28 protein-coding genes are annotated in these 24,988 nt (G+C 70.0%); 10 read left to right on the forward strand and 18 right to left on the reverse strand.

Features of this window, described 5'->3' with window-relative positions; all coding sequences use genetic code 11:
- Nucleotides 1-125: 125 nt before the first annotated feature.
- The 16 genes from RG19_RS14425 to RG19_RS17330 all read right to left on the reverse strand — a co-directional run bounded on the left by RG19_RS14425 (nt 126) and on the right by RG19_RS17330 (nt 12,769).
- Entirely contained in the window at nt 126-710 is a 585-nt protein-coding gene (locus tag RG19_RS14425) for a hypothetical protein (protein ID WP_157515284.1), read from the reverse strand.
- A 226-nt stretch (nt 711-936) separates the two neighbouring features.
- Nucleotides 937-1,293, reverse strand: a complete 357-nt coding sequence (locus RG19_RS14430; protein ID WP_058835883.1) for a hypothetical protein — start codon at nt 1,291-1,293, stop codon at nt 937-939.
- A 56-nt stretch (nt 1,294-1,349) separates the two neighbouring features.
- Nucleotides 1,350-1,832 (reverse strand): hypothetical protein, encoded by a 483-nt coding sequence (locus RG19_RS14435; protein ID WP_202905345.1) that lies wholly within the window; start codon nt 1,830-1,832, stop codon nt 1,350-1,352.
- Between the two features lie 287 nt (nt 1,833-2,119).
- On the reverse strand, nt 2,120-2,431 hold the full coding sequence (locus RG19_RS14440; RefSeq protein WP_058835885.1) for a hypothetical protein: 312 nt from the start codon (nt 2,429-2,431) through the stop codon (nt 2,120-2,122).
- A 4-nt stretch (nt 2,432-2,435) separates the two neighbouring features.
- Nucleotides 2,436-2,654 (reverse strand): hypothetical protein, encoded by a 219-nt coding sequence (locus tag RG19_RS14445; protein ID WP_058835886.1) that lies wholly within the window; start codon nt 2,652-2,654, stop codon nt 2,436-2,438.
- Nucleotides 2,655-2,789: 135 nt separating this feature from the next.
- Nucleotides 2,790-3,494: a hypothetical protein gene (locus RG19_RS14450; protein WP_058835887.1), complete on the reverse strand. Its 705-nt coding sequence runs from the start codon at nt 3,492-3,494 to the stop codon at nt 2,790-2,792.
- A 7-nt stretch (nt 3,495-3,501) separates the two neighbouring features.
- The gene (locus RG19_RS14455; RefSeq protein WP_058835888.1) at nt 3,502-3,993 is read right to left on the reverse strand and encodes a YscO family type III secretion system apparatus protein; all 492 of its coding nucleotides are present in this window, start codon (nt 3,991-3,993) and stop codon (nt 3,502-3,504) included.
- Complete coding sequence (locus RG19_RS14460) at nt 3,990-5,318, reverse strand: FliI/YscN family ATPase (protein ID WP_058836642.1); 1,329 nt, start codon at nt 5,316-5,318, stop codon at nt 3,990-3,992. Before RG19_RS14460 ends, RG19_RS14455 begins: the two co-directional genes overlap by 4 nt.
- Before the next feature lie 23 nt (nt 5,319-5,341).
- Nucleotides 5,342-6,001: a FliH/SctL family protein gene (locus RG19_RS14465; protein WP_162267084.1), complete on the reverse strand. Its 660-nt coding sequence runs from the start codon at nt 5,999-6,001 to the stop codon at nt 5,342-5,344.
- 16 nt (nt 6,002-6,017) lie between these two features.
- On the reverse strand, nt 6,018-6,650 hold the full coding sequence (locus tag RG19_RS17910; RefSeq protein ID WP_058835890.1) for a hypothetical protein: 633 nt from the start codon (nt 6,648-6,650) through the stop codon (nt 6,018-6,020).
- A 7-nt stretch (nt 6,651-6,657) separates the two neighbouring features.
- Nucleotides 6,658-7,425 (reverse strand): hypothetical protein, encoded by a 768-nt coding sequence (locus RG19_RS14475; protein ID WP_058835891.1) that lies wholly within the window; start codon nt 7,423-7,425, stop codon nt 6,658-6,660.
- Between the two features lie 19 nt (nt 7,426-7,444).
- Nucleotides 7,445-7,873, reverse strand: coding sequence for a hypothetical protein (locus RG19_RS14480; protein WP_058835892.1), 429 nt, complete (start codon nt 7,871-7,873; stop codon nt 7,445-7,447).
- 93 nt (nt 7,874-7,966) lie between these two features.
- A complete protein-coding gene (locus RG19_RS14485; RefSeq protein ID WP_202905346.1) occupies nt 7,967-8,290 on the reverse strand; it encodes a hypothetical protein in 324 nt (107 codons plus the stop codon).
- 119 nt (nt 8,291-8,409) lie between these two features.
- Nucleotides 8,410-9,639, reverse strand: coding sequence for an FHA domain-containing protein (locus RG19_RS14490; protein ID WP_058835893.1), 1,230 nt, complete (start codon nt 9,637-9,639; stop codon nt 8,410-8,412).
- Nucleotides 9,640-9,676: 37 nt separating this feature from the next.
- Nucleotides 9,677-11,728, reverse strand: coding sequence for a type III secretion system export apparatus subunit SctV (gene sctV, locus RG19_RS14495; RefSeq protein WP_202905347.1), 2,052 nt, complete (start codon nt 11,726-11,728; stop codon nt 9,677-9,679).
- A 234-nt stretch (nt 11,729-11,962) separates the two neighbouring features.
- Entirely contained in the window at nt 11,963-12,769 is an 807-nt protein-coding gene (locus RG19_RS17330) for a FliO/MopB family protein (protein WP_162267085.1), read from the reverse strand.
- Here RG19_RS17330 and RG19_RS14505 point away from each other — a divergent pair.
- From RG19_RS14505 to sctT, 6 genes are read left to right on the forward strand one after another with little or no spacing between them, the layout of a single operon-like run.
- A complete protein-coding gene (locus tag RG19_RS14505; protein WP_162267086.1) occupies nt 12,731-13,738 on the forward strand; it encodes a sensor histidine kinase in 1,008 nt (335 codons plus the stop codon). The two genes, RG19_RS17330 and RG19_RS14505, sit on opposite strands and share 39 nt — an antisense overlap.
- Before the next feature lie 2 nt (nt 13,739-13,740).
- A complete protein-coding gene (locus RG19_RS18390) occupies nt 13,741-14,343 on the forward strand; it encodes a response regulator transcription factor (protein WP_058835896.1) in 603 nt (200 codons plus the stop codon).
- The gene (gene sctQ, locus RG19_RS14515) at nt 14,336-15,421 is read left to right on the forward strand and encodes a type III secretion system cytoplasmic ring protein SctQ (RefSeq protein ID WP_058835897.1); all 1,086 of its coding nucleotides are present in this window, start codon (nt 14,336-14,338) and stop codon (nt 15,419-15,421) included. Before RG19_RS18390 ends, sctQ begins: the two co-directional genes overlap by 8 nt.
- A 15-nt stretch (nt 15,422-15,436) precedes the next feature.
- Nucleotides 15,437-16,426: an EscR/YscR/HrcR family type III secretion system export apparatus protein gene (locus RG19_RS18315; protein ID WP_425599706.1), complete on the forward strand. Its 990-nt coding sequence runs from the start codon at nt 15,437-15,439 to the stop codon at nt 16,424-16,426.
- Nucleotides 16,427-16,439: 13 nt separating this feature from the next.
- Nucleotides 16,440-16,712 (forward strand): type III secretion system export apparatus subunit SctS, encoded by a 273-nt coding sequence (gene sctS / locus RG19_RS14530; protein ID WP_058835898.1) that lies wholly within the window; start codon nt 16,440-16,442, stop codon nt 16,710-16,712.
- The gene (sctT, locus tag RG19_RS14535) at nt 16,712-17,497 is read left to right on the forward strand and encodes a type III secretion system export apparatus subunit SctT (protein WP_058835899.1); all 786 of its coding nucleotides are present in this window, start codon (nt 16,712-16,714) and stop codon (nt 17,495-17,497) included. The genes sctS and sctT overlap by 1 nt, the downstream gene beginning before the upstream one ends.
- 146 nt (nt 17,498-17,643) lie before the next feature.
- On the opposite strand, the gene sctU is transcribed toward sctT, so the two are convergent.
- Nucleotides 17,644-18,717 (reverse strand): type III secretion system export apparatus subunit SctU, encoded by a 1,074-nt coding sequence (gene sctU, locus RG19_RS14540; protein WP_058835900.1) that lies wholly within the window; start codon nt 18,715-18,717, stop codon nt 17,644-17,646.
- Between the two features lie 210 nt (nt 18,718-18,927).
- On the opposite strand from sctU, the gene RG19_RS14545 reads away from it, so the two are divergent.
- The 4 genes from RG19_RS14545 to plsB all read left to right on the forward strand — a co-directional run bounded on the left by RG19_RS14545 (nt 18,928) and on the right by plsB (nt 23,788).
- Nucleotides 18,928-19,245, forward strand: a complete 318-nt coding sequence (locus RG19_RS14545; protein ID WP_058835901.1) for a hypothetical protein — start codon at nt 18,928-18,930, stop codon at nt 19,243-19,245.
- Nucleotides 19,246-19,319: 74 nt separating this feature from the next.
- On the forward strand, nt 19,320-20,006 hold the full coding sequence (locus RG19_RS14550) for a hypothetical protein (RefSeq protein WP_058835902.1): 687 nt from the start codon (nt 19,320-19,322) through the stop codon (nt 20,004-20,006).
- 161 nt (nt 20,007-20,167) lie between these two features.
- Nucleotides 20,168-21,043, forward strand: coding sequence for a hypothetical protein (locus RG19_RS14555; RefSeq protein ID WP_082672695.1), 876 nt, complete (start codon nt 20,168-20,170; stop codon nt 21,041-21,043).
- Nucleotides 21,044-21,106: 63 nt separating this feature from the next.
- Complete coding sequence (plsB, locus tag RG19_RS14560; protein ID WP_058835904.1) at nt 21,107-23,788, forward strand: glycerol-3-phosphate 1-O-acyltransferase PlsB; 2,682 nt, start codon at nt 21,107-21,109, stop codon at nt 23,786-23,788.
- A 126-nt stretch (nt 23,789-23,914) separates the two neighbouring features.
- Here plsB and RG19_RS14565 read toward each other — a convergent pair whose 3' ends face one another.
- On the reverse strand, nt 23,915-24,778 hold the full coding sequence (locus RG19_RS14565) for a hypothetical protein (RefSeq protein WP_058835905.1): 864 nt from the start codon (nt 24,776-24,778) through the stop codon (nt 23,915-23,917).
- Nucleotides 24,779-24,988 lie beyond the last annotated feature (210 nt).

The raw sequence follows: 24,988 nt of genomic DNA on the forward strand, positions 1-24,988 counted from the left end.
CCGTCGGCAGGCGTCCGCGATGCGCATCGCGACGAACGCCCGACCCGACGCGGCCCTCTGGTCCCGGTGTGGCCTCAGCAGGGGGCCACCGAGGGGGCGATCGCCCCTCACGGCATCGCCGCATCTCAGCCGACGCACTCCGGCACCTGGATCATCCGCATCGGGCCGCCCGAGAAGTCCGCGATGTTGCGGACCCGCCACACGAATCTCCGGCAGGACGTCCGCGCCTCGTCGTCGGCGCCGTCGGACGCGGTCGCCGGACCATCGCCGGCATCGCGACGCAATCGGTACGCGAACACGAAGCGGGTCCCCGCCGGCAGGCCCTTCGCCGATGCCGCGGCCAGCGTCACCTCCACATCGAGATCGAAGTCGGTCGGCGAGACCCGCCCATCGAAGCGCAGTTGCTGATCGCCCATCCGCCCGTGCCCCGCGACGGTCCCATCCGCGTCGATCCCGACCTGTACCTCCTCGCTCCGGCTACGCCAGCCGCCGTCGGCCCGACGCCCGTCCAGGAAGAAGGACGCGTCCCCTTCGACCTTGATGTTGCCTGCCAGCACGAGGGCGACACCGGCATCGTTGCGTTCGAGATGGATGCTGCCGCGTCCGGAGTCCCGGATCGCACCGGCGCCCTGGCCCGGCACGTCGGCGCGCACTTCGACGCTGCCCAGATAGGGCCGGCCGTCGAAGGGGGTGCCGATGCCGTCGCGCACGCCGGCATCCGCCGTCCCGGCATCGGGCATCGGTGCCGCAGCAGGCGAGGCCGTGTGGTTCGCCCCGCCTGCGTCTTCCGCGGATCCACAGGCCACGAGCACCAGCGCCAGCGCGCCCGCGACGACCAGGCGGCGCCACTGGAACCGCGCGTCGCGCCGGTCGCCCGCACGCGAAGAAACGCCCCCGGCAGAGCCGGGGGCGTTCCGTGACCGTATTGCCTGGCGCTTACTGCTTGCGAGCAAGATCCTTGTTGCCCTCGCCCAGCGTCTTGATGATGGTGCTCATGGCCTGCAGCATCTGGCCCAGCTGCTGACCCAGCGTGGTCAGGCGGGCGTTGAGCTCGGACAGGCCGCTGCCGTCGTCGGCGGTCGCCTTCGGATTGTCGACCTGGGCGCGCTGCAGGGTGTCGATCTGCTTGGCGAGATCGAGCATGTTCTCACCCATGCTGTCGGCGATCTTGCCCAGTGCCAGCGCGATGGCGAGCATCCAGCCGCCGCCCTTGGCACGCGACAGGTTGGCCTCGGCGGCACGATCGATTTCGGAATTGTTGACGTACGAGAAGGTGTTCATGTCGACGGACATTGGAATTTCCTTTTGATGATCGAGAGGTGATGCGGGAACCGCGTGACGCGCGTGGATCAACGCGGGCGCGGTGGGGCTCTCAACCGTCGGGAACGTGACTGGGTGATCTCGGTGCGCAGCGGCAGTACGCCGTCGCCGGACGCAGCTGTCGGCGTCGCCGCCTTCTGTGCGGCTTCCGCCTCGCCTTGCGCGACCTGCGCACGGAACCACTCGAGCGCGGCGTCCTCGCCATCGGACTGCATGCGCCGGCTGAATTCGATCGCGAGCTTCGACTCGCGGCTCTGCAAGGGCGCGATCGCCTGCTCGAGCTGACGGACCAGATCGTTGGCCTCGTTCTCGGCGATGGCGCCACTGTCCTGCATCGACTGCACCGCCTCGACCCAGATGCCGCGATTGCCGAGCTGCTCGAGTAGATCGAGGCCGTCGGGCGCGTCGTCCAGCGCCAGCCCGAACTGCTCGCGCAGGAAGGCCTTGGTTTCCGGATCGAGCGAGGGGTCCTCGTCGAGCGCGCTGGTGAACTGCGCGATCAGATCGTTCATGCCGTCGTTCGCTTCGGCCAGCGCCTTCATCGGCTCCGGCGACGATGTCGCGCCCCGAGCCAACGCGCCGGGCACCTGCACGCCTTCCGTCCGGGGACGGCGCGTCGGGGTCGGTCTGCGGGGCGGGCGAAGCGCCATGGCGAACTCCGGAAGAAGGGAATGTTGCTGACGGTGCTGCGAACGATGTGAAACCTGTGTTGCCAGTCTCCGAATCCTCCCGACGCCCGGCAAGCTGGGGCGGACCCTAGGGCGTCGTGAGGCGGCTCCCGACGTGCGGAGCCAGGGCGTCAGCCGGCCGACGCCGTCAGCGCCGGCAGGGTCGCGAACAGGCGCGCCAGGCGCGTGCCCTGCTCCCGGCCCAACGCCTGCGCAGCCTCGCCGAGCCAGCCATCCGCGGCGTCGCGGCCCTGTTCGGCGGTACGGCGTTCGTACTCCGCCACCAGGTCGCCGCGGACCCGCTGGAATTCGTCGAGCGTCTCGTCGAATTGCCGGATCAGATCGGACTCGTCGCGCGCGTCGAGCGCGCCTTGCGCGCGCAGGTCGCCCAGTGCGGCGATGAAGTCCTCACGGCTGCCCAGCGCGACCGGAGCGTCCTGCACGGGATCAGTTCCGGAAGTTCTGGATCGCCGCGTTGATCCCCTGCATCCAGTTGCTGTTGAGGATGTTGTCGGCGGCCTGGTTGCCGCTGCTGCCGGACTGGCCGAGCATCGAACCCATGAAGTTGTTGGCGAGCTGGCTCAGGAGCTGGCCGCCGGGCACTGCATTCAGGGTGGACTGGATGGTGTTGGACAGGACATTGCTGATGCCATCGAACAGACTCATGGTGTCGTCTCCCGTTGCGTGTCGCTGGAATTGGGTGCCGGTCGGGCGAGCGTGTCGCCCGTCGCACTTCACTGTGCCCAACTGCATGCGTCGGTCCTAGCTGGGGCAAACCCCAGCCCGCCGCCGCGGTTCCATTCAGCCGTGCAATTGCGGGTCGATCTGCAGCTCGCCCAGGTCACGCTCGGCGAAACGGCGCGCGAGTTCAGGGGCCGCTTCGCGGATCGCGTCGTAGCTGCCGCGCGAGCGGGTGTCGGCCTTCAGCAGCCAGCCGGTCTCGGTCCGCGTGAGCAGCAGGTCGGTGCCGGGCAACGTGGCATCGGCCATGCGCAGCAGGACCTGGCCGTCCGACGCCTGCGCGCCCTGGCTGCCGGCCACCGCGAGCTGGCGGACGTGACGCTCGAGCAGATCGCTGAACGTGCCGGCATTCATCGACGGCGGAGCCGGCAATGCAGGCGCGGCACCGTCGCGCAGCGCCGACTGCGCCTGCATCATCGCCATGATCTCGGTGGCCTCCAGGACCTGCTGGCGGGCGGTTTCGCTGGCGTCCTCGCCACGGGCACCCACCGCGTCCACGCGCAGACCCTCTTCCGCGACCGAGCGCGCGATCTGCGCGCTTTCGGTGCGCGACTCGCCACGCAGCTCGCCGGCCTGCTGCTGCCGCGCCTCAGCGAAGGCCAACTTCGCTTCCCGGTTCGACTGCCCGGCCTGGCGCAGCACGTCGCGGAACCGGTCGACCTGTTCGCGCGGAGGAGGCGCGCGCTCGGCGTCCCGACCCTTCTGGTTGTCCTGCACGCGCGCATCGGCGGCGCGGTCGGCGGATGGATTGCGTTCGATGCTCATGACGACCTCAGCTGTGTCCGGACGTCGCATGGCGGGCCAGGATCAGGTCCGCCGCTGCGTCCTCCTCGCGATTGATCTCCAGCGCGATCTGCTCGTCGCGCCAAAGACGCTTGCGCTTTTCCAGGGCATCCTCTCGCCCCTTGGCGCGGAAATAGGCCTGCTTGGCCTGCTCCAGCGCCTGCTCCGCCTCCCGCAGCCGTCCCTGCGCGGCCTGCAGGCGCTGCTGCCCCGCCAGGACATGCGCGGCGAGCAGTTCGATGTGCGCTTCGCGCTGTTCCATCACCATCGGCCAGGACAGGCCCGGCGACGGCGGATCGAGCAAGCGGCTGCGCTGGGCGGCGCGGGTCCGCTGCAGCTCGGTGATCTCGTCGCCGATGCGCGTGCACTCGTCGCGGCAGGCCGCCACCACGCGCTGGCGCGCCAGCACCTCCAGGCGCGCGGTCTCGGTGCGGTGCGCGCGCAGCTTGAGCAGCGTCTGCAGGGGATAGCGGCGGCTCATCCGAGCAGCTTCCGCAACGCCTGGGCCGACTGTTCGAACGGCACCAGCTCCGACGACGACTGCTGCAGCAGCGCGCGGATCGGGCCGATCTTGGCGATCGCCGCGTCGGCGTCGGGATCGCTGCCGCGCTTGTATTCGCCCAGTTGCAACAGCAACTCGATGTCCTGATGCTTGGCCAGCAGCTTGCGCAACTGGCCGGCGGCGCGCAGGTGCGACGCGTCGACCACCCGCGGCATGGTGCGGCTGAGGCTGGTGAGCACGTCGATGGCCGGGTAGTGGTAGGCCGCCGCCAGCTTTCGCGACAGCACGATGTGGCCGTCGAGGATCGAGCGCACTTCCTCCACGATCGGGTCGCCGCCGTCCTCGTCCTCGGCCAGCACCGTGTAGAAGGCGGTGATCGATCCCTTGTCGTTGTTGCCGGCGCGCTCGAACAGGCGCGGCATCGCGCTGAAGACCGACGGCGGAAAGCCGCGTCGCGCCGGCGGCTCGCCGATCGCCAGCCCCACGTCGCGCAGCGCGCGTGCGAAGCGGGTGACCGAATCCAGCAGCAACAGCACACGCTTGCCCTGGTCGCGGAAGTGCTCCGCGATGGCGGTGCCGGCCCAGGCGGCGCGGCTGCGCTCCAGCGCCGGGCGGTCGGACGTGGCGACCACGATCACCGATTTCGCCAGGCCGGCTTCGCCCAGGTTGTCGTGAATGAACTCGCTGACCTCGCGTCCGCGTTCGCCGACCAGCACGATCACGTTGATGTCGGCGTCGCCGCCGCGCGCGAGCATGCCAAGCAGCGTGCTCTTGCCCCCGCCGGCCACCGCGAAGATGCCGATGCGCTGGCCTTCGCCCGCGGTCATGACGGTATCGATCGCGCGAACGCCGGTGGAGAACGGACGCTCGATCAGGTTGCGCGTGAGCGGATTGGGCGAGGCCGCGTAGATCGGCGCATCGACGGTCGGACCGCGGACCGGGCCACGTCCGTCGATCGGCTCGCCATGCGCATCGAGCACCCGGCCCAGCAGGCCGGCCCCGGCCTTGAGGGCGGCCTGGCGCCCGGTGGCGTAGACCTCGGTGGTCGCGGAAATGCCGTCGAGCGCGCCCAGCGGTGTGAGCAATGTGTGCTGCCGCGAGACGCCGACCACTTCCGCGGCGAGCGAGAACGCCGGATCGCCCTCCCCGGCCGGATTGCGCAGATGGCACAACTCGCCGATGGCGGCCCGCAAGCCGGTCGCCCGGATCAGCGTGCCGTAGGCGTCGGCGACCTTGCCCACGCGCTGCACGGTCTTGACCGCCGACAGCGCGCCCAGCAGCGGGTCGCCGGCCTGGGCGAGCATCGTGTCGAGGGCGTCCGTGCGGCTCATCCGGGACCGTCCCGATGCGCGACACCGGCCAGGGCGGTGCGGATGGCCTCGATCTGCTGGGCCACGCCGGCGCGCACCTCCCCCGCCTCGGACACCACCACACAGCTCAGGGGATCCAGACTTTCGTCGTCGACCAGCTCGATCACGCCGACCGCCGGATGCGCCTGGCGCACCGCGCCCAGCCCCGCAGCCACGCCTTCGCGGGCCTGCGGATGGACGCGGATCAACAGGAACTGCTCGGCCTGCGCGGCTTCCACCGCCTGCAGCACGAGCGGCGGCACCACCCGGGCGGCATCGAAACCGGGCGCGATGCGCGCCACGATGGCGCAGGCCAGGTCGGACACGCGACCGGCGGCCTCGCCGAGCACGCGCGCGCGCTGCTCGTTGACGCCGGCCAGTTGTTCGGTCATCTGCTGCTGCGCGCGCGACAGGCCTTGCGCGAAGCCGGCCGCCTGGCCCTGCTCCCGCGCGCGCTCGACTTCGGCGGCGGTCTCGGCCTGCAGCGCGTTGACGTCGTCGATCAGCCGGTCGAGCTCTTCGAGTCGCGCCCAGGCGTGTGCGGGCACGATGCGGGCCCCCAACGCACGCGAGAACGCGCGCGCGTCGACCACGACGGCGGCGGACTCGGACGGCGGCGGGGGGCGTGATGCGGACATTCGGCTGGGCTCCGGCTCAGGCGTTGCGCGCCCGGGTCTCATGGTGGGTACACAACAACAGGACGGGTTTCTCCGGCAGGTACGTCGGCAGATCGGGCTCGCGCGGATGCAGCAGCGCCGTCCACTCGCCCAATGCGGGATCCCGTTGCGCCGCCCATGCCCGCAGCTCGGCCCGACCCTGGGCGGCGAACAGTGCATGCAGCGGCGCGTCGTCGTCGGGACCGCCGGCCTGCCAGGCCTGCTCCAGACCCTGGGTCATGCGCCGGGCGGTCTCGGCCGGCACCCGCGCGTCCCAGACGGTCGGATCGAGCGCGAGCAGGTAGCTGTTGCCCAGCGCGCGCTTGAACCTGCGCACGGGATCGCGCCGGATTTCCGCGCGGATCGCCGGGGCATACGCGAGCACACCGAGATCGCGCGCGAGGCGCCCGATCCGCGCCTTCGGCCAGCGGGTGACCAGGGTGGCCGGATCGTGGTCGAGGCGCGGTGCGAGCAGGGCGCCCGCGGTGCCTTGTTCCAGCAGGCCCCGCGCGAGCAGTCGACGCCCGAGCGGGCTGCGACGCGCGCGCGACAGCAGCGCGTCGGGGATCGGCTCGCCGTCGGCGGCGAACCAACCCGGATCGACCTCGGCCAGCAGCGCCTGCAGGGTCATCGCCGGCTCAGCCGTTCCAGACCCGGCCCGGCTCGGCCTTGCGGGCCTGCGCGCGCTGGCGGAGGCGACCGGCCACGGCGAACAGGCCGCCGAGCAACGCGACCACCGCCAGCGCCACCGCGATCGCCAGCGGGCTGATCGACGACATCGCCACCGCGCCCTGGCGCTGCGGCGCCGCCGAGCCCGGCCCGGCGAAGCTCTGGAACTTCACCGTGACCTTGTTGATGTCGACCATCCCGGGCACGCCGTCCTTGATGACCATCTTCATCTCGGTCTCGTAGTCGCGCACGTTGATGCCGGGTTGGCCGAAGATCACCACCGAGGCCGACGCATCGGTCGAATTGCCGCCCAGCGGATCGCGCTCGGGCAGGTTGATGTGCACATGCGCCTCGGCCACGCCGGGATAACGCGACAACGTGCGCGACAGTTCCTGCTGCAGGCCGTGCTGGAGCATCGAGCGTTCGGTCTGGGCGGAGGTGGAGAACCCGTCCTTGCGGAAGATGTCGCCCAGCGCCTGGTAACGCTGGCCGGGCAGGCCGCGCGCATGCAGTACCTGCATGGCCTGCGGGAAATCCGACTGGTCGACGCGGACTTCCCACGCGGTCTTGCTGGCCGAGACGCGCTTCTCGGCGCCGATGTTGCTGGCGAGCAGGGCCGCGAGCACTTCGTTGGCCTGGCGCTCGTCGAGGTCCGAGTACAGCGTGGTCCGGCTGCATGCCGCCAGCAGGACGCACAGCAGCGCCAACAACCAAAGACTCCATCGTTTGCCGGTCATGGCGCCCCCTCCTCCGAACTCAGGACTGCTGACGGAACAGCTGCTGGACGCCGTCGGACGTGCGGTTGGCGACGTTCGAGGTCAGCTGCGACTGGAACAGGAACTCATGGCACTTCATCGTCATCTCGAGCATCTGCCCGGGCGTGAGGTCCTGGGTGCCGCCGCTCATGGCCTGCGACAGTTCCTGGATGTTGCGCGCGCCGCTGTTGAGACCGTCGAAGGCGGAGATCATCATCCGCGTGCCTTCGGAGGGCTCGGCCTGTGCCGCGTTCTGCACGGCCTGAGGCCCGTTCGCGGCCTCGGGCGCGCCGGCGCCGCTGCTGCGTTGCATGGCCTGCGCGAAGTCGCGCACGTCGATGGCGCCCGCCTGCTGCGGCGCCATCGCGGCGCCGCCGCCGGCGGCGTTCTGCGTGGGGTCGAGCCCCGCGACCTGGATGGCTTCGATCATCTCAATGACTCCTGGGTCCGCTGGACCCGTGATCGTGCATGTGGACGACGGTGTCCGGCGGCCGCACCTGCGGCGCAAACCGGACCGTCAGGATCAGTTGCGCTTGCCCAGCGTTTCCAGCGCCTGGCCCACGCTGTTCTGCGAGGTCGACGCGTTGTTGGCCATGAACGACATCTGGTGGGCCATGGTGGTCAGCTTGATCATGCTCGACGGCTCGTCGCTGCCGCCGCCGATCTGGTCGCTCATCGCCGTGATCTTGGCCGCCTGGCCGTCGAGCGTGGCGCCCCAGGCGCGCGACATCGCTTCGTACCAGCTGGCCGAGCCGCCACCGCCGCCGCCACGCGGGGCGCTGCTCTGCTGCATCGAGGCGACGCCGACGATGGCGTTGTTCAAGTGCGAATTGTCGATCGTGGTCATGTGGATGCTCCTGGTGGGGTCTGCATGGAAACCGCGAAAACCGCTTGAACTGCAGGACTGTACTGGACCGGACACGTCTGAATACGCGACCTCGGGTACGCCCTAGGTGAAACTGTGGATCACATGCGCCGTCCCGCGGCGCGCGCCTGCTGGGCCTCGCGCGCGGCCTGACGCGAGGCATTGGCCTGTTGCTGGGCCGAATCGGGGGAATCGGCGCCATCGTCCGCGGCGGCCGCCGCATCCGTCGGCGGCGGCCGCGGCGTCAACCGCTGCAGCGAGCCGTCGCCGCGCAGCACCTGGGCATGCTCGCCGATGCTCACCAGCTGGCCCAGCCCGGGCAATTCGGCGCCAACCTCGTAGCGGGTACCGTCGATGGCGACCACGTGGGCGTTGTCGCCGCGCACCACGGCGACCACATGCAACGGGTCGAGCGCCGCGGCCGGCGTATCCGCGCCTGCCGCGGGACCGGCGAGATTGATCGGCACGATGCGCCGGACGCCGGTCTCGCGGACCGCACGCGACCGCGCGAAGGCCTCGAACTCGGCTTCGTCGGGGAAATGGCCGGTCACCTCGACATCGTCGTTGCCGAGGTAGCGCACCTGGTCGATGCGGAAATTGCCGCCGCGGAACATCTCCGAGACCGAGTAGGCCAGGTCGTCGCCGCTGCGCAGATCGACGCGCGCCTGCAATCCGTCCTGCTGCAATCGCTGCCGCAGCGCATCGCGCGCGTCGCGGTCAGCCACGGTGCCGGTGAGGACGTACTGCTGGGCGGTATCCTGCTGCACGCGCGGATTGGCGACGTTGTACTCCTGCGCGAGCTCGCGCAACCGGTCGCCGACGTCCGGCGCCTGCTCCTGCGCCGGCACCACGGCGACGAAGATCGCCAGCAGTGCCAGCGACAGCACCGAGACCGCGGCGATCATCGGCAGACGCCGGGTGAATGCCTGCCCGGGCCGCGAGGCGGGCGCGTCGAAATCGGTGCCCTCGGGCGCCAGCGCCAGCCAGGCCGGATCGTCGACCGCACCGAATGCGAGCGCGGCATCGCCCAGACCGATCCGCTCCACCTGCGGCAGTTCGATCGGATCGCCGGGATGCAGCACGCGCCCTTCCAGCTTGACCGGCGCGTCCAGCGCGCGCAGCTGCACCACGCCGTCGACGACGCTGATCAATGCGTGATGGCTGGCCACGCCCTTGTCGGCAAGCACGATGTCGCAATCGTCGCCGCTGCCGATCAGGATCATCTCGCGATCCGCCAGCGTGCGACTGGCGCCGGCATGCAACCCGGCGACGATCCGCAGCACCTTGCCCTCGCCGTCCGGCGCCGGGGTGTCTTGCGTTGTGGTCGTCATGGGCGAAACCCTCCGTAAGAACGGCCCGACGCGTACGTCAGGCGTTGATCTGCCCCGCCTGCACGATGCGCAGGTCGGGCGCGAGCTCCTGGTAGGACAGCACCGGGAGCTCGAAGAAGTCGATTTCCATCAGCTTGCGTAGATGACGGCGCACGTCGAGCGAACACAGCAGCACCGGCTTCACGCCCGGCGCCTGCCGGCCGAGATGCGCACGCACTTCCGCACCCAGGCGCGCGGCCAGTTCGGGCGAAATCGCCAGCTGGCTGGCGCCGCCGGCCACGCGCACCGACTGCCGCAGCTTGTCCTCCAGTTCGGGATGGATGATGAGCACGTGCAGCGTGCGCTCCACATCGGCATAGCGGTCGGCGATCTCGCGCTTGAGCGCCACCCGCACATATTCGGTCAGCAGCACCACGTCCTTTTCGCGACCGCCGACGTCGGTGATCGCCTCGAAGGCGTCGCGCAGGTTGCGGATCGGCACGCCTTCCTCGGCCAGCCGACGCAACACCTCGGCCACGCGCTGCGGCGCCACCACGCGCAGCATTTCCTTGACCAGGTCGGGATAGTCGCGCTGCATGCGGCCGAACAGGTTCGACGTCTCCTGGATGCCCAGGAAACCGCCCAGCCGGCGCTGCAGCGCCCCACGCGCGTGATCCGCCAGCACATCGAGCGGCTCGCGCGCCTGCTCGTCGGCCTCGCTGGTCCATTCGCCGGCCAGCGCCGGGAAGAAGCCGGGCAACCGGGCCGACGCGTCCGCACCCGGCGCGGCCGGCCGCAGACGGGCATCGGTGCGGACACGGCCCGACGCGAGGCGCGCACCGTAGGCGCTGAGGCGATACTCGCCTTCGTCCAGCGCATGGTTGACCCGCAGCTTCGGCGCCGGTACCGGCACACCGTATTCCTCGCGCTGGTGCTGGGTGATCTCGGCGATGCGGCTGCGCAGAGCTTCCTGCCCGAAGCGGTCCGCGAGCGATGTCGCGACCTCGAGCTGCAACGGCGGCGGTGGGGCGAGCTCTTCGCTTTCCTCGCGCACCTGGCTGGCCACGAGTTCCTCGTCCGACACCCGGAACAGCTTGCGCAGATGCTCGAAATCGTAGCGGTAGCGCCACGCGCTCATCGCCAGCAGGGACAGCCCCAGCACCAGGAACACCGGCCAGGGGAAGCCCGGGATCAGCGTCATCAGCATCGCCAGGCAGCCGGTGATCAGCAGCACGCGCGGCTGGCCGGAGACCTGACGGGTGATCGCGTCGCCGAGATGGCGGTCCTCGATCTCGCCGGTGGTGCGGGTGACCACCAGGCCGGCGGCGATCGTGCCGAGGATCGCCGGGATCTGAGAGACCAGGCCGTCGCCGATGGTCAGGATCGAGTACACGCGGGTGGCTTCGGCCAGCGGCATGCCGCGCTGCAGGACGCCGATGGCCAGGCCGCCCAGCAGGTTGATCAGGATGATGACGATGCCGGCGATGGCATCGCCCTTGACGAACTTCATCGCGCCGTCGAGCGAGCCGTGCAGCTGGCTCTCGGTCTCCAGCAGCCGGCGCTTGCGGCGCGCCTCGTCCTTGTCGATGAGACCGGCACGCAGGTCGGAATCGATCGACAGCTGCTTGCCCGGCATCGCGTCGAGGGTGAAGCGCGCGGCCACTTCCGCGACGCGTTCGGCGCCCTTGGCGATGACGATGAACTGCACGACCGTGATGATCAGGAACACCACCAGGCCGACCACGAGATTGCCGCCGGCCACCAGGGTGCCGAAGGTCTCGACGATGTGGCCGCCCTCGGCATTGAGCAGGATCGAGCGGGTGATCGCGATCGAGATCGCCAGCCGGAACAGCGTGGTCAGCAGCAGCACGCTGGGGAAGCTCGAGAACGCCACCGGCGTGGGGATATAGATGCCCAGCAGCAGCAAGCCGAAGCCGATCGAGATGTTGACCGCGACCAGGCTGTCGAGCAGCCACAGCGGCAGCGGCAGGATCATCACCGTGATGATCGTGACCGCCGCGAACGCCAGGATGACGTCGCTGTAGCCGAACGTGCCGCGTTGCGCGGCGCCGGCCGGGGGCGCGAACAGGTTGGCGATCAGCGCACGCACGCGTACGCCTCCGGATGGCGCGACGACGCGGCGTGGCGCCTCGCGCGCCTTGAGCCACTTGCCTGATCCATCACCCCTGTCCGCTTACCGACTTCCGTTTTCTGCATGACCCCTGCCCTCATGCGTCACTTTGTGCCAACTTACGATAGATCGTCTAAATGACTCACGGGTTAAATCAAGGTTGCGCGCCCGACGAGCGGCACATAACCGGCCAATTAAGTGATGAGCATCACACTACTGATCCCTGGGCGCTTGCGGTCGTCGCATCAGGTCAAGGAATGTCCGCCTGGTCGCGGGTGCGACGGTGGCGCTGTCCATCGCCTGGCCAGCCGGCGGCGCGACATCCTCGGCGTCCAGCTCGGCGATGAGATTGACGGTATGGCTGCTGACCCCCACCGCCAGCACGCGACCGGCGCGCGACCGCACCAGCACCACGCGTTCGCGGGGTCCGACCGGCAGGATCTGCAGCACCGACAGCGGCGCGTCCTGACCGGTCAGGCCATAACGCCGGCGGATATGACGTAACGCCAACAAGAGGGCAACGATGATAAAAGCGAGCGGCAGCAGGATCGCGAGCAACTCGCCCCAGAACGTCGGGGCTGCGGTCGGCGGCGCATTCACCGCGGCGTGCGCCGAGGCGCTCGTGCAGGCGAACGCGATGAACGTCGCGGCTTCGGGCAGTCTGTATCCGGAGAGTCTGGGGAAATCGCGCATCGGGAATGAGGTGGGTTCTGGGGTGGTTTCGGCGACGGAGCGAGAGGGGGCGGGAGTGAGCGTATCGACGTGGATGCAACGGAGTCGATCGGAATGTGAATCCGATACGGGTGAAGACAGGGGGAACGTCGTGAGCGCAGGCAGGGTACTCCAGGCCGGTGTCGCCGCCGTGCCGCGCAACGGAGCGCGCGCGGGGTGATGGCGCCGCGCGCCGCCACGCAGCATCCAGCGCACCGGAACGCAACCGGTCATCCGGATGCGCGCGCGCTTGCCGAGGTGCTCGACGCCGTGCCGTTCGCCTGCGCGGCCTATGCGCGCGACGATCACCGCCTGCTGGTCGCCAACACCGCCTTCGCCGACGAATTCGGTGCGCTGCCCGCACATGCGAACGCCCGCGAGCTGCTCGACGCGCTGCAGGGCAGCGATGTCGATGTCGACCCCGGCAACGAGGTGCGCGCGCCGCACAATGGCCGCTGGTACGCCCTGCACTGGCGTGACGCCGAGACCGACCCGCCCGCGCGGGTACTGACCGCGGTCGACATCTCCGAGCGCATCGAGATCCTCGATTCGCACAAGAGCCGGCAGGACAAACTGCTGTTCACCTCGCGGCTGATGTCGGTCGGCGAGATGACCGCCACCCTGGCGCACGAACTCAACCAGCCGCTGGCCGCGATCGTGAACTACCTCAACGGCAGCCTGCGATTGGTCGATCAGGCCGGCGGACCGGTGCAGGTGGAACGCGCGCTGCTGGCCGCGCGCACGCAGGCCGAGCACGCCAGCGCGGTGATCGGCCGGGTGCGCGAATTCGTCCGTGCCCGCGAGCCGCGGCGCGACGCGCAGGACATCGCCGCGATCACCGAGACCGTGGTCGAACTGCTGCGCCTGGAGGCCGAGCGGCAGCAGCTGCGCATCGACATCGCGCTCAATCCCGGGTTGCCCGCCGCCTACGCCGACCGGGTGATGGTCGAGCAGGTGCTGCTGAATCTGGTCAAGAACGCGATCGAGGCGATGCGCGAGGTTCCGGCCGCACAACGGGCGCTGCGCGTCGAGGGTCGGGTGAACCTGGACGGCGAGATCGAGATCCGCGTGCTCGATCGCGGCACCGGGCTGTCGGCGGCGGAAAGCGAGCAGCTGTTCTCGCCGTTCTTCACCACCAAGACCGACGGCCTGGGCATCGGCCTGGCGATCTGCCGGTCGATCATCGAGTACCACGAGGGCCGGCTGTTCTTCGAGCCGCGCGCCGATGGCGGCAGCGCGTTCTGTTTCACCCTGCCGCGTGCGGACGGGAGACCGTGATCATGGGCCAGACCCGCGTATTCCTCGTCGACGACAACGACCCCTTCCGCGATTCCACCGCCTGGTTGCTGGAGACGGCGGACTTCGACGTCCGCCCCTATCCATCCGCCGCCGCGTTTCTGGCCGACCTGCCCGGACTGCGCCGCGGTGACGGCGACGAATGCCTGGTTTCGGACATCCGCATGCCGCAGATGAGCGGGCTGCAGCTGCAGGAAGCACTGCGCAAGCAGGGCTGCACGCTGCCGCTGGTGTTCGTGACCGCGCATGGCGACGTTCCGCTGGCGGTGGAGGCGATGCGCAAGGGCGCGTCGAATTTCCTCGAGAAACCCTTCAGCGACGACGCCCTGATCGATGCGATCCGCACCGCCGTGGCCGGCGCGCGCAGCCGCGCGACCGGCGCCGTCGACAGCGACGCGCTGGCCCGGCTCAGCCCGCGCGAGCGCCAGGTGCTCGACCTGGTCGTCGCCAGCAAGCCGAACAAGATCATCGCCGACATCCTCGGCATCAGCATCAAGACCGTCGAACTGCACAGGGCCAACATGATGGGCAAGCTCGGGGTCCGCTCGCTTCCCGAACTGATGAAGGTGGCGCTCGGACATGGCTGACGCGCAACACATCCCCACGACGGCGAAGGCGGTCTCCGTCCGCAGCCGCCTGCCGGTCCTCGCATCGACGCACGTGCAGGCGCTGCGCGACTTCTTCCAGCGGCCACAGCACTGGCTGCTGCAGGACAACGGCCTGCTGCGGTTCGCACCCGGCGCGCCGGCGCGCGATACCGAGGTCTTCGAGCTCGACGCCGAGGGCCAGCGCATCGGCCTGCGGCTGCAGGCCCCGCCGGCCCGGGACGATCTGCCGCACTGGAGCGATTTCAGCGGACGTGCGCGCGTGCTGGCCTGGAGCCTCGCCCACGAGCGCTGGCTGGTGCGGCTGAGCGAGGCCTTCGGCGTCGCGCTGACACCGCTGGTCGGCGCCGAGCCCGATGCCACCGACGCGCATCCGGTCTGGCTGGATTTCCTGGTCGAGGACGACGATCCGGACGCGAAGACGCCCGGCGCGGCGCTGCTGCAGGGCAGCCTGCGGATTCCGGCCACCTGGCTGGGCCGCCTGCTCGCGCAGGCCGCGCCGCCCTACGCCGACGAACCGCCGCATCCGCTCGGACGCTGGCGCGACCTGCCGGTCGGCGTGCGCCTGCTGATGGAGGTCCCGCCCCTTCCTGCCGCGGATTGGGCGCGACTGCGTCCCGGCGACGTCATCATCCTCGGCGCCCGCAGCGCGCCGCCGGCGGCGCGGGCCTGCGCCGCCGGCAACGCATGGCCGCTGGTCGCGACCGCCGAGGGCTGGCGCATCGACGGCGATCCCACACCCCATTCCTACCGACGCACCCTCGAGGAGAGCGCACCGATGACCGAACAGGACACCCCGCCCGCCACCGAAGCGTCGAGCGGCACCGAGGATGCGGATGCCGGCGCACGCGCGTTGCCGGTTCGCCTGAGCTTCGAGCTGGGCGCACTCGAATTGCGCGTGGGCGACATCGCCGACCTGCAGCCCGGCTACGTGTTCGGCCTGCCGGCGCGCCTGGAAGGCGCGAACGTCACCCTGCGCGCCAACGGCGAGGCCGTCGGTCAAGGCGAGTTGGTGGCCGTCGGCGACACCCTCGGCGTACGCCTGCTCGGCTGGACCTGATCCGGACGCCGCCCGATGGATTTCAACAACTATTCGCCCGCGCTGGTCCTGCTGATCGTCGTCTCGCTGGCGCTGGCGCCGTTCGTGGCGGTGATGGTGACCTCGTTCACCAAGATCGTCGTGGTGCTGAGCCTTCTGCGCAACGCGTTGGGCCTGCAGCAGGTGCCGCCCAACGTGGTGATCAACGGACTCGCGATCGTACTGTCGATCTACGTGATGTATCCCGTGATCCTGGACACCAACGCCGCGATCAGCGCGCGCCTCGCCGGCGATCCGCTGCCGGCGTCGGTGCAGGCGCAGGTGGATGCGCGCGAGGCGGCCGAACGCGCCCGGCGCGAAGCGCGTGCCGGACAGGCAGCAGCGCCGCAGCCGGGCACCGCGCCCGCTGCGCCCGCCGATGCCGGCAGCCCTGCCAGCCCCGCCGCGGCCGATGCCCTGCAGGCCGAAGCGCAGGCCGTGCCGCCGGCGCGAGGGGCGCAGTTCCAGGGCGTGACCGGCGACGTGGTCGGTGCCGACAACCAGGATCTGCCGCCCGGCGTACCCGGCGGCGGTGCGTGGGTCGGCGCGTCGCCACCGGCCGCGCCCGCGCCGCTGGTTCCCGAGGGCAGCGATCTGTCGCGGATCCTGACCATGGTCGAGGCCGGCAAGGAGCCGTTGCGCACGTTCCTGATCCGTCACTCCAACGATGCCGAACGTGCGTTCTTCCTGCGCAGCGCGCAGCGTCTGCTGCCGCCTGAGCGACGCGACGACGTCAACGTGGACCACTTCCTGGTGGTGATCCCGGCCTTCACCGTCAGCGAGCTGACCGCCGCGTTCCAGATCGGCTTCCTGATCTTCCTGCCGTTCCTGATCATCGACCTGGTGGTCGCCAACATCCTGCTGGCGCTGGGCATGATGATGATGTCGCCGACGACGGTGTCGCTGCCGTTCAAACTGTTGCTGTTCGTGCTGGTGGACGGCTGGGCCAAGCTGGTGCACGGCCTGGTCCTGACCTACGCCGGATGAGGAGGCGCACGCGATGAACAGCGAGGTGCTCGAACTCACCCGGCAGGCCCTGGTGCTGGTGCTGATGCTGTCCGGCCCGCCGATCGCGGCGGCGGCGCTGGTCGGACTGGTGGTGGCGTTCCTGCAGGCCGCGACGCAGCTGCAGGAGCAGACCTTCGCCTATGCGCTGAAGTTCGTGGCGATCGTACTGGCGCTGTTCGTGACCGGGGCGGTCATCGGCGGCACGCTGTACAACTACACCGATTACATCTTCGCCAACTTCCCCGGCCTGGCGAGGCGCGGCTGATGCCGTTCGCGACGATGGGCGACGCGATGCTGGCGCTGGGGCTGACCCTGCCGCGGATCATCGGCGCATTCGTGATGCTGCCGCTGATCACCGCGTCGAACATGCCGGCGATGGTGCGCAACAGCTTCCTGGTCAGCCTGGCGATCGTGGCGCTGCCGGTGGCGATGACCGCGTCGTCGACCGGGGCGATGGCGACGCTGCAGTGGCCGATGATGGTGCTCAAGGAGCTGTTCGTCGGCATCGCCATCGGGTTCTGCTTCGGCATCGTGTTCTGGGCGATCTCGGCCGCCGGCAGCGTGATCGACAGCCAGGTCGGCATGTCGATGGCGCAGATCTTCGATCCGATCCAGGGCCACCAGACGACACTGCACGGCGAGTTCCTGTCGGAATTCGCCGCTTGGGTGTTCATGGCCAGCGGGGCGTTCATCATCTTCCTCGACCTGCTGATGTCGAGCTACGCGATCTGGCCGCCGACGTCGTTCTTTCCGGATCTGGCGATGTCCGGGGTGAACCTGTTCGTCGGACACTTCAGTTTCTTCATGACCACGGTGCTGGTGCTGGCCGCGCCGGCGATCGTGATCCTGCTGGTGATCGACATGTCGTTCGGCCTGGTCAACCGCTACGCGCCGCAGCTCAACGTGTTCGCGCTGACGCTGCCGATCAAGGCGTGGCTGGCGACGGGCATCATCCTGATGATGCTCGGGGTGTTCATCGAAGTGCTGGTCGGCCGGCTGGGCGACAGCCGCGCGCTGGTGGAAACGTTGAACCGGATCTTCGTGCGCTGACGTTTCCTGCGGCACTCGCCCTGCCGATTCGGGCTGGCCGGGAAGCCATGGGTGAGACCCCGTTGCCGGCGCCACGGACGCGTCTTCATCCAGCGCACTTTCAGGCAGTAGCACCGCGCCAACGAACCGGCGACGCGTCGCACGCGCTACCCGCCCCCGTGCTCCTGCCTGACCGTCTCGGCCCAGTGCAACACCTCGGCCACGGCGTTGAAGAATTCGCCGTCGATGTAGTCGTCCAGCGCCGTCTTCTCGTTGAGGCCGCGCGCCAGCGGGATGTTCTGCAGGATCGGCACGCCGGCCTCTTCGGCCGCGCGCTTGATCTCTTCGGCGAACGCGCCCTCGCCCTTGGCGACGACGACCGGGAGATCGGTCACCCCGTGCTCGTACTGCAGCGCGATCGCGATGTGGGTGGGGTTGGTCACGACGACATTCGAATTCCGGACGGCGCCCAGCATGTTCTGCTGCGCCCACTCCTGATGCAACTGCTTGCGCCGCTGCTTCACGTACGGATCGCCTTCGTTCTCCTTGACCTCCTGCTTGATGTCGCGCCGGCTCATCCTGAGCTTCTTCGTGTAGGAGAATTTCTGGTACCACACGTCCAGCGCCGACACGAAGAAGAACACCGCGATCGTCCAGATCACGATCCACTTGATCGCGTGCCAGATCGCCGCGCCGATCGCCTGCGGCGGACTGTAGGGCAGCCGCAGCAGCTCCGGCAGCATTCTGCTGAGCACCACGTACCCGATGCCGATCAACGCCGCGCTCTTGAGGATCGACTTGATCAGTTCGACCAGATTGTCCATCGAGAACATCTTCTTGATGCCCTCGACCGGATTCATCTTCTCCATCTTGGGGACCAGCTTCTTCATCGACGCCACCGGTCCCGCCTGCAGGAATTCGATCAGCACGCCCAGGCTCACCGCCATCGCCAGCAGCGGCAGCATGATCCACAGCAGCGTGTCGAGCGCCAGCATGCCCATCCGCGGCAGATTCTCGAAGAACGGCAGCCCCACCGCCTGCAGGCTCTGATCGAACAGCATGAACACCCGGCCGCCGATGTAGTTCAGCAGCATCCAGGCCGCACACAGCCAGCCCAGGACCAGCACCGTCGACGTGAGCTCCTTGCTCTTGGCGACGTTGCCTTCCTTGCGGGCATCGCGCAGCTTCTTCGGGGTCGGTTTTTCGGTCTTGTCGGCGCCTTCGTCCTTGCCTCCGGACATCGCCAGTCTCCCTGCGCGCGAACCGTCGGCAGGCTAGCACGCCGCCCGCTGTCGCCCGCGGCAACGCCCGCGGCCTGAACGCGCGCATGCCGATGGGCCCGACCTAGGGTCCACCCGGGGTGACAGCCCCGCGACCGCCTCGTTACATTTTCCTCCACGCGCCCGGCCCCGGTGCCGCGGCCACGTCCGTCCAGAGGTCCCCTTACGCACATGAGCACCATCGGCCCCGATTCGCACCTGAACCTGACCGGCCTCGATCGGCTGAGCGGGCAGGTCGCGCTCGACGAGCTGCGTCAGCAGCCGTCCGGCGATCGGGTCGATGCGCGCGACGCGATCGGGGCCGAAGCGCCCGGCGCGCCCGCCGTCGATGCCGGTGAACACGTGCTCGCCGCGACCGCCTGGGGCGACGTCGCCCCCGGCGAACGCCTGCTGTCCGGCGATCTGGCGTTCGAGCACGCATTGGCGGGGCAGGATCTCGCCACGGCCGCCGACAGCGCCACCGACGCGATCCTCGACGCCCTGGGCTGATCCCGGTAGCGCGCGACCGGCCCGGCATCGCATCCGGGTGTAGGCTTGGCCCGACCGCCCTGCGCTTCGCCCCCATGCCGGATCCCGCCGCACCGCCATCCCCGCTCGCCCTGCGCGCCGCCGCCGACCGCCTGGTCTCCGCGCTGGCCGCGCACGACGACGCCGAGTACCGCCTGGCCGTACTCAAGCGCCTGGCGCGCCGGCTGGGGGAAGAACACTATCCGGTGTTTCTGCGCCTGCTCGGCGTGGTGGCCGAGAGCGACGACGCCCGCGCCAAGGCCCTGCTCGCCGAAACCTTCGCCATCGCATTGCGGCGGATGGACCTGCCCGGCGGCGCGCTGAGCTCCTGGGGCGCCACCCGTCTGCCCGACAACGTCGCCCCGTTCGCCGCCAGCGCCCTGGGTGGCCAGTTCTTCGGTGCCACGCCGCGGCGCCTGCTCGGCCCCGTGGAGTACCTCACCGTCTGGCATATGCAGCGCACCCAGCGCACCGCGCTCGGCGCGCAGGCCTACCGCGACGCGCTGGCCGGACTGATCGACCTGCTCAATCACAGCGACGATGCCCGCGCGCTGTACCCGCAGAAGCTCGCCGCCGATGCGGAGAACGAACTCGAGGGCGCCTACACCCGGGCCACGCGCGAACGGCTCGCCGCGGTCGCCACCGCCTGGAAGGCCGGCGAGCCGCCCCTCACGGTGGCGCAGGCGGCGCTGGATGCCGTGCCCGAACAGCTGCCCGGCCACTGGGTGGTCCGCGACCTCTGAGCGCCTGCCCGCGCACGGACGCTTCGGGGGAATCGCGCACACCGATACGCGACCGCCGTCACGCGGTCGCCGCCGCCACTTGCCGTCGGATGGTGCCGGCCGCCACCATGCCCCCACCGGCGTTGCCGGATGCGACTGCGAAAGGGGGTTCGACGATGCGCATGCGTGCGCTGCTGCTGGCGATCGTGATCGGCGCCGCGGCACTGGCCGGCTGCGGCCGCGACACTGACGGTGAGGCGCCGGCATCCGCCGACGCCGGGGGCCGCCCGATCGATGCGGTGCTGGTGCCCACGCGCCACCTGCAGGCCGGCGACCTGGAGGCGCTGGCCCGCGACAGCGTACCGCCCGCCCTGCATACCCGCCTGGACACCGCGTGGCGGGAGGGCCGCAGTCGCTGGCCGTTGGAAGAACTGCCGCTGCAGGAGCAATTGCCGCGGTTGATCGCCGCGCTGTCCGCCCCGGACGCCGAGCGCACCCTGATGACCGGCTTCGAACGTCAGTTCTCGGGTGCCGAAGGCGAGCTGCGGCGCGCCATCGAGACCCTGGGCGCGTTCGGCGTGCAGTACATCCAGGGCGACCCCGATCTCGACGAGAGCGAACGCGAACGACAGATCCAGCTGCTGGTCGCGGTGTCGCGCTGGGCGGCCGACGCCCCGCTGGCCGACCCGGCACGTGCGCGCAGGGCGCTGGCGCAGCTGTGCGAGGCCGCACGGGAGACCGGCCTGGACTCGGACGCCGCGTTCCAGGCCGCTGGCATGGCGGAGAGCCTGCGCCGGATGTCGGCGTTCCTGGCCGTCGCCAAGTCCGTCCTGGCCGACTACGGGCTCGACCTCGACGCGAGCCTGGCCGGCATTGAGGTGCGGCTGGAACGGCAGACCGGCGACCGGGCCGAACTGCGCATGCGCTATCCCGTGGGGAACGGCGAGGTGGACGCCCGCCTGGGCGTGGAGCGTCGCGACCGTCGCTGGTACCGCAGCGACTGGCTGCGCCACGCCGAAGCCGCCGCATCGCGGCCAGCCGCCCCCGATGCGGACTGAGACCGCGCGGTCCGCATCGCCCGCACGACCGGCCCGGCGGCCGGCTGGGCGATAATCCCCGTCATGGCACGACACCCCCCCGACCAGACGCCCCTGCCGTTCCCTGATGGGAGCGCTCCCGATGGAGGCGCGCCCGACGGCGGCCCGCCCACCGAGCCGCCCGCGTCCATCGACGCCGACGCATCGGCCCCGACGCCAATGATGCCGCTCGTCCCGCGCCGCGCGCCCCGTCCGCACAAGCGGCCGCTGTGGGCGCGCCTGCTCGGCCAACTGCTGGCGCCGTGGATCGGCCTCAAGATCGAGCCCCAGGCGCCGACCCAGGCGATCGACGAGCGTCCGGTCTGCTACGTGCTCGAGGATTACGGGCTGTCCAACGCCCTGATCCTGGACCGGGCATGCCGCGAGGCCGGCATGCCGTCGCCGCTGCAGCCGCTGCCGGGCGATCCGGTCGGGCGCAAGCGGGCCTATGTCGCGCTTTCGCGCCGCAGCACCGCCGCCACCCTGAACGCCCTGGCCAAGGGCCGGCGGCCGCCCAAGCCCAGCACGCACTCCGAGACGCTCTCGCGCCTGCTCGAGGCGCACCGGGCCGACCCGGCCCTGGACGTGCAACTGATGCCGGTGTCGATCTTCGTCGGCCGCAGCCCGGACAAGGCCAGCGGCTGGTTCTCGGTGCTGTTCTCGGAGAACTGGGCGCTGGTGGGCCGGTTCCGTCGCCTGCTCGCCATCCTGCTCAACGGCCGCGACACCCTGGTGCGCTTCGCCGGGCCGGTGGAGGTGCGCGAGATCATCGCCGAGGACCTCACCCCCGAGCGCACCGTGCGCAAGGTCTCGCGGGTGCTGCGCACCCACTTCAACCGCATCCGCGAGGCGGTGGTCGGGCCGGACCTGTCCACGCGGCGCCTGCTGGTGGACAAGGTGCTGTCCTCGCCGCCGGTCAAGGACGCCATCGCCGACCAGGCCCGACGCGACAACTCCACTCCGGAAGAAGCCTGGAAGAAGGCGTACCTGTACGCCTACGAGATCGCCGCCGACTATTCGCACCCGGTGGTGCGTTCGGCCAGCTACCTGCTGACCTCGGTGTGGAACCGCATCTACCGCGGCGTGCTGGTGCATCACCTCGACGCCCTCAAGACCGCCGCGCCCGGGCACGAGATCGTCTACGTGCCTAGCCACCGCAGCCACATGGACTACCTGCTGCTGAGCTACCTGCTCTACACCAAGGGCATCGTGCCGCCGCACATCGTCGCCGGCATCAATCTCAACCTGCCCGTGGTCGGCACCCTGCTGCGCAAGGGTGGCGCGTTCTTCATCCGCCGCTCCATCCGCGGCAACGCGCTGTACTCGGCTGTGCTGTCGGAGTACGTCGCCCAGCTGATGGCGGGCGGGTACTCCATCGAGTACTTCATCGAAGGCGGCCGCTCGCGTACCGGACGCCTGCTCGCGCCCAAGGGCGGCATGGTGTCGATGACCGTGCGCGCCTACCTGCGCCAGCCGACCCGGCCGGTGCTGTTCCAGCCGGTCTACATCGGTTACGAAAAGCTGATGGAAGGCAGCAGCTATCTCGACGAGCTGACCGGCAAGCCGAAGCAGAAGGAATCGATCTGGCAACTGCTGTGGGGCATCCCCCAGGTGCTGCGCAAGAACTACGGCCAGGTGGTGGTGAACTTCGGCGAGGCGATCCCGCTCACCGACCTGCTGGCCGAGCACGCCAAGGACTGGGACGGCAAACCGCTGTCCGACGACGAGCGTCCGGAGTGGCTGTCGCGCACCGTCAACGCCACCGCGCAGCGCATCCAGGTCAACATCAACCGCGCCGCCGACGTCAATCCGATCAACTTCCTGGCACTCGCCCTGCTGTCCACGCCCAAGCACGCCATGGGCGAGGCCGACCTGCTCGCGCAGATCGCGCTGTCCAAGACCACGCTCACCGAAGTGCCCTACAGCGACCTGGTCACGGTCACGCCGCACACGCCCGAGGAGATCGTCGCCCACGGCGAGGAAATCGGCGTGCTGCGTCGCGTGTCGCATCCGCTGGGCGACGTGCTCGACGTGGACGAGGACAACGCGGTGCTGCTGTCCTACTTCCGCAACAACGTCGTGCACCTGTTCACCGCCTCGGCGTGGATCGCCTCGTGCTTCCAGAACAACCGCCGGATGAGCGGCACCACTCTGCTGCGACTGGGCCGCTCGCTGTATCCGTTCCTGCAGGCCGAGCTGTTCCTGCCCTGGCAGCCCGACGATTTCGCCGACCGGCTGCAGCGCACCCTGGACGTGTTCGTCCGCGAAGGGCTGCTGGAAATCGTCGGCGAGGAAGAGGGCGGCATCTACCAGCGCAACGCCGGGCAGACCGACGAGGTGTTCCGCCTGCGTGCGCTCGGGCACCCGCTGCAGCAGGCGTTCGAGCGCTACTACATCGCCATCTCGGTGCTGTCCAAGAACGGCCCCGGCACCCTGGGTGCCGGCGAACTGGAGAGCCTGTGCCAGCTCGCCGCGCAGCGGCTGTCGCTGCTGTACGCGCCGGCGGCGCCGGAGTTCTTCGACAAATCGCTGTTCCGCAGCTTCATCCAGAAGCTGCGCGAGCTCGAGCTGGTGAAGCTGGACCAGAACAGCAAGCTCACCTTCGACCAGCGCCTGGACGCCTGGGCCCGCGACGCCAAGGTGATCCTCGGCCGCGAGCTGCGCCACACCATCGAGAAGGTCAGCCCCGAGGCGGTCAAGCAGGAGCCGGCCGCGCCGGCGGAGTGAGCGTGCCGCGCCGGCCACGGCCGGCGCGATCACGACGCTCCGGCGCCGGAGCAGGCCCGGCGCGACCGGCCGGTGCCGAGGCGAGCCCCACGCACCCGACCGAAGCCGGGCGCGCGTCGCTCGGCCTCAGCGGCCGTCGCCCTCGGTGATGCTGAGCGTGTACTCGCCGACACTGCCGAGGTGGCCGACGTAGATCTCGTAGGCGCCCGGCCGGAACACGTCGGTGATCCGCGCGTCGAGCATCTGCCCGCCGTCGTCGTCGCACAGCACCTTGCCGGGGCCGACGATGACCAGCGACGAATCGGTGGTGCTGTCGACGCGGATGTCGAGGGTCACCGTGGAAGTGATGGTCAACCGGTGGTCGGGCGTGCTGTCGATGGCACCGACGCAGTGGCTGCCGAAACGCGACGCCTGGGTGCCGCCGCCGGTGGCGCCGGTGGCGGTCTGCGGATCGGGCATGAAACCCGCGCCCAGGCTGAAGTCGCGGTAGCGCGCGCCGTTGTCGCCGCCACCGCCGGCCGCGCCCGCGCCGCCGACCAGCTCGGTCAGCGACAGGCGGTAGTTGCCCTGGCGGCCGATGTGGCCCACGTAGACCTGGTAGTCGCCGGGGATCAGCTGCGCGTCGATGCGCGCATCGAGCTGGCCCGCGCCGTCGTCGTCGCAGAACACCCCGGACGGGCCCACCAGCACCAGGGTGGAATCGGTGTCGCTGCTCACGCTCAGGCGCAGGCCGAGCGCGCTGGTCACGCGGATGCGATGGTCGGGCGTGCCGCTGATGCTGCCGGTGCACTGCTGGCCGAAGCGCGAGGCCTGGCCGGTGCCGCCGGTCAAGCCGCCGGCGGTCTGCGGATCGGGCGTGAAACCCGCGCCGAGCGTGAAGTCCTGTGCCATCAATGGCGAGGCGGCGACGAGCGTCGTCGTCGCCAGCGCACATGCCCATGCCCTTGCCGACCACGGCGCGCGCGCCGCGATGCTGTCCGGATGTCGCATCTCGATGTCCCCTGTGAGTGGCGCGGCATACCGCGGCGGGGCTGACCGCCGCGGTGCGCGCAGCCGCGATCATAAGACGGCGCCGCGGCGCCGGAACGCCGTACGTCGGAAGATCGCGGGTCCGGACCGCCGTGAACCCCAGCACGGACCGGCGCCGAGGCCCCGGCACGGTGCCGATGCCCCGCAGTCGCCGATGTCGACCGACCGGCG

The organism is Luteimonas abyssi (assembly GCF_001482195.1).
In the GTDB taxonomy this organism is placed as follows: Bacteria; Pseudomonadota; Gammaproteobacteria; order Xanthomonadales; family Xanthomonadaceae; genus Luteimonas; species Luteimonas abyssi.

Excerpts from the sequence above, each read along its gene's own strand:
- RG19_RS14430 (WP_058835883.1), bottom strand. The coding sequence starts at position 1,293 with ATGTCCGTCGACATGAACACCTTCTCGTACGTCAACAATTCCGAAATC.
- RG19_RS14435 (WP_202905345.1), bottom strand. The coding sequence starts at position 1,832 with ATGAACGATCTGATCGCGCAGTTCACCAGCGCGCTCGACGAGGACCCC.
- RG19_RS14445 (WP_058835886.1), bottom strand. The coding sequence starts at position 2,654 with ATGAGTCTGTTCGATGGCATCAGCAATGTCCTGTCCAACACCATCCAG.
- RG19_RS14450 (WP_058835887.1), bottom strand. The coding sequence starts at position 3,494 with ATGAGCATCGAACGCAATCCATCCGCCGACCGCGCCGCCGATGCGCGC.
- RG19_RS14455 (WP_058835888.1), bottom strand. The coding sequence starts at position 3,993 with ATGAGCCGCCGCTATCCCCTGCAGACGCTGCTCAAGCTGCGCGCGCAC.
- RG19_RS14460 (WP_058836642.1), bottom strand. The coding sequence starts at position 5,318 with ATGCTCGCCCAGGCCGGCGACCCGCTGCTGGGCGCGCTGTCGGCGGTC.
- RG19_RS14465 (WP_162267084.1), bottom strand. The coding sequence starts at position 6,001 with ATGTCCGCATCACGCCCCCCGCCGCCGTCCGAGTCCGCCGCCGTCGTG.
- RG19_RS17910 (WP_058835890.1), bottom strand. The coding sequence starts at position 6,650 with ATGACCCTGCAGGCGCTGCTGGCCGAGGTCGATCCGGGTTGGTTCGCC.
- RG19_RS14475 (WP_058835891.1), bottom strand. The coding sequence starts at position 7,425 with ATGACCGGCAAACGATGGAGTCTTTGGTTGTTGGCGCTGCTGTGCGTC.
- RG19_RS14480 (WP_058835892.1), bottom strand. The coding sequence starts at position 7,873 with ATGATCGAAGCCATCCAGGTCGCGGGGCTCGACCCCACGCAGAACGCC.
- RG19_RS14485 (WP_202905346.1), bottom strand. The coding sequence starts at position 8,290 with ATGACCACGATCGACAATTCGCACTTGAACAACGCCATCGTCGGCGTC.
- RG19_RS14490 (WP_058835893.1), bottom strand. The coding sequence starts at position 9,639 with ATGACGACCACAACGCAAGACACCCCGGCGCCGGACGGCGAGGGCAAG.
- RG19_RS18390 (WP_058835896.1), top strand. The coding sequence starts at position 13,741 with ATGGGCCAGACCCGCGTATTCCTCGTCGACGACAACGACCCCTTCCGC.
- sctQ (WP_058835897.1), top strand. The coding sequence starts at position 14,336 with ATGGCTGACGCGCAACACATCCCCACGACGGCGAAGGCGGTCTCCGTC.
- RG19_RS18315 (WP_425599706.1), top strand. The coding sequence starts at position 15,437 with ATGGATTTCAACAACTATTCGCCCGCGCTGGTCCTGCTGATCGTCGTC.
- sctS (WP_058835898.1), top strand. The coding sequence starts at position 16,440 with ATGAACAGCGAGGTGCTCGAACTCACCCGGCAGGCCCTGGTGCTGGTG.
- sctT (WP_058835899.1), top strand. The coding sequence starts at position 16,712 with ATGCCGTTCGCGACGATGGGCGACGCGATGCTGGCGCTGGGGCTGACC.
- sctU (WP_058835900.1), bottom strand. The coding sequence starts at position 18,717 with ATGTCCGGAGGCAAGGACGAAGGCGCCGACAAGACCGAAAAACCGACC.
- RG19_RS14545 (WP_058835901.1), top strand. The coding sequence starts at position 18,928 with ATGAGCACCATCGGCCCCGATTCGCACCTGAACCTGACCGGCCTCGAT.
- RG19_RS14550 (WP_058835902.1), top strand. The coding sequence starts at position 19,320 with ATGCCGGATCCCGCCGCACCGCCATCCCCGCTCGCCCTGCGCGCCGCC.
- RG19_RS14555 (WP_082672695.1), top strand. The coding sequence starts at position 20,168 with ATGCGTGCGCTGCTGCTGGCGATCGTGATCGGCGCCGCGGCACTGGCC.
- plsB (WP_058835904.1), top strand. The coding sequence starts at position 21,107 with ATGGCACGACACCCCCCCGACCAGACGCCCCTGCCGTTCCCTGATGGG.
- RG19_RS14565 (WP_058835905.1), bottom strand. The coding sequence starts at position 24,778 with ATGCGACATCCGGACAGCATCGCGGCGCGCGCGCCGTGGTCGGCAAGG.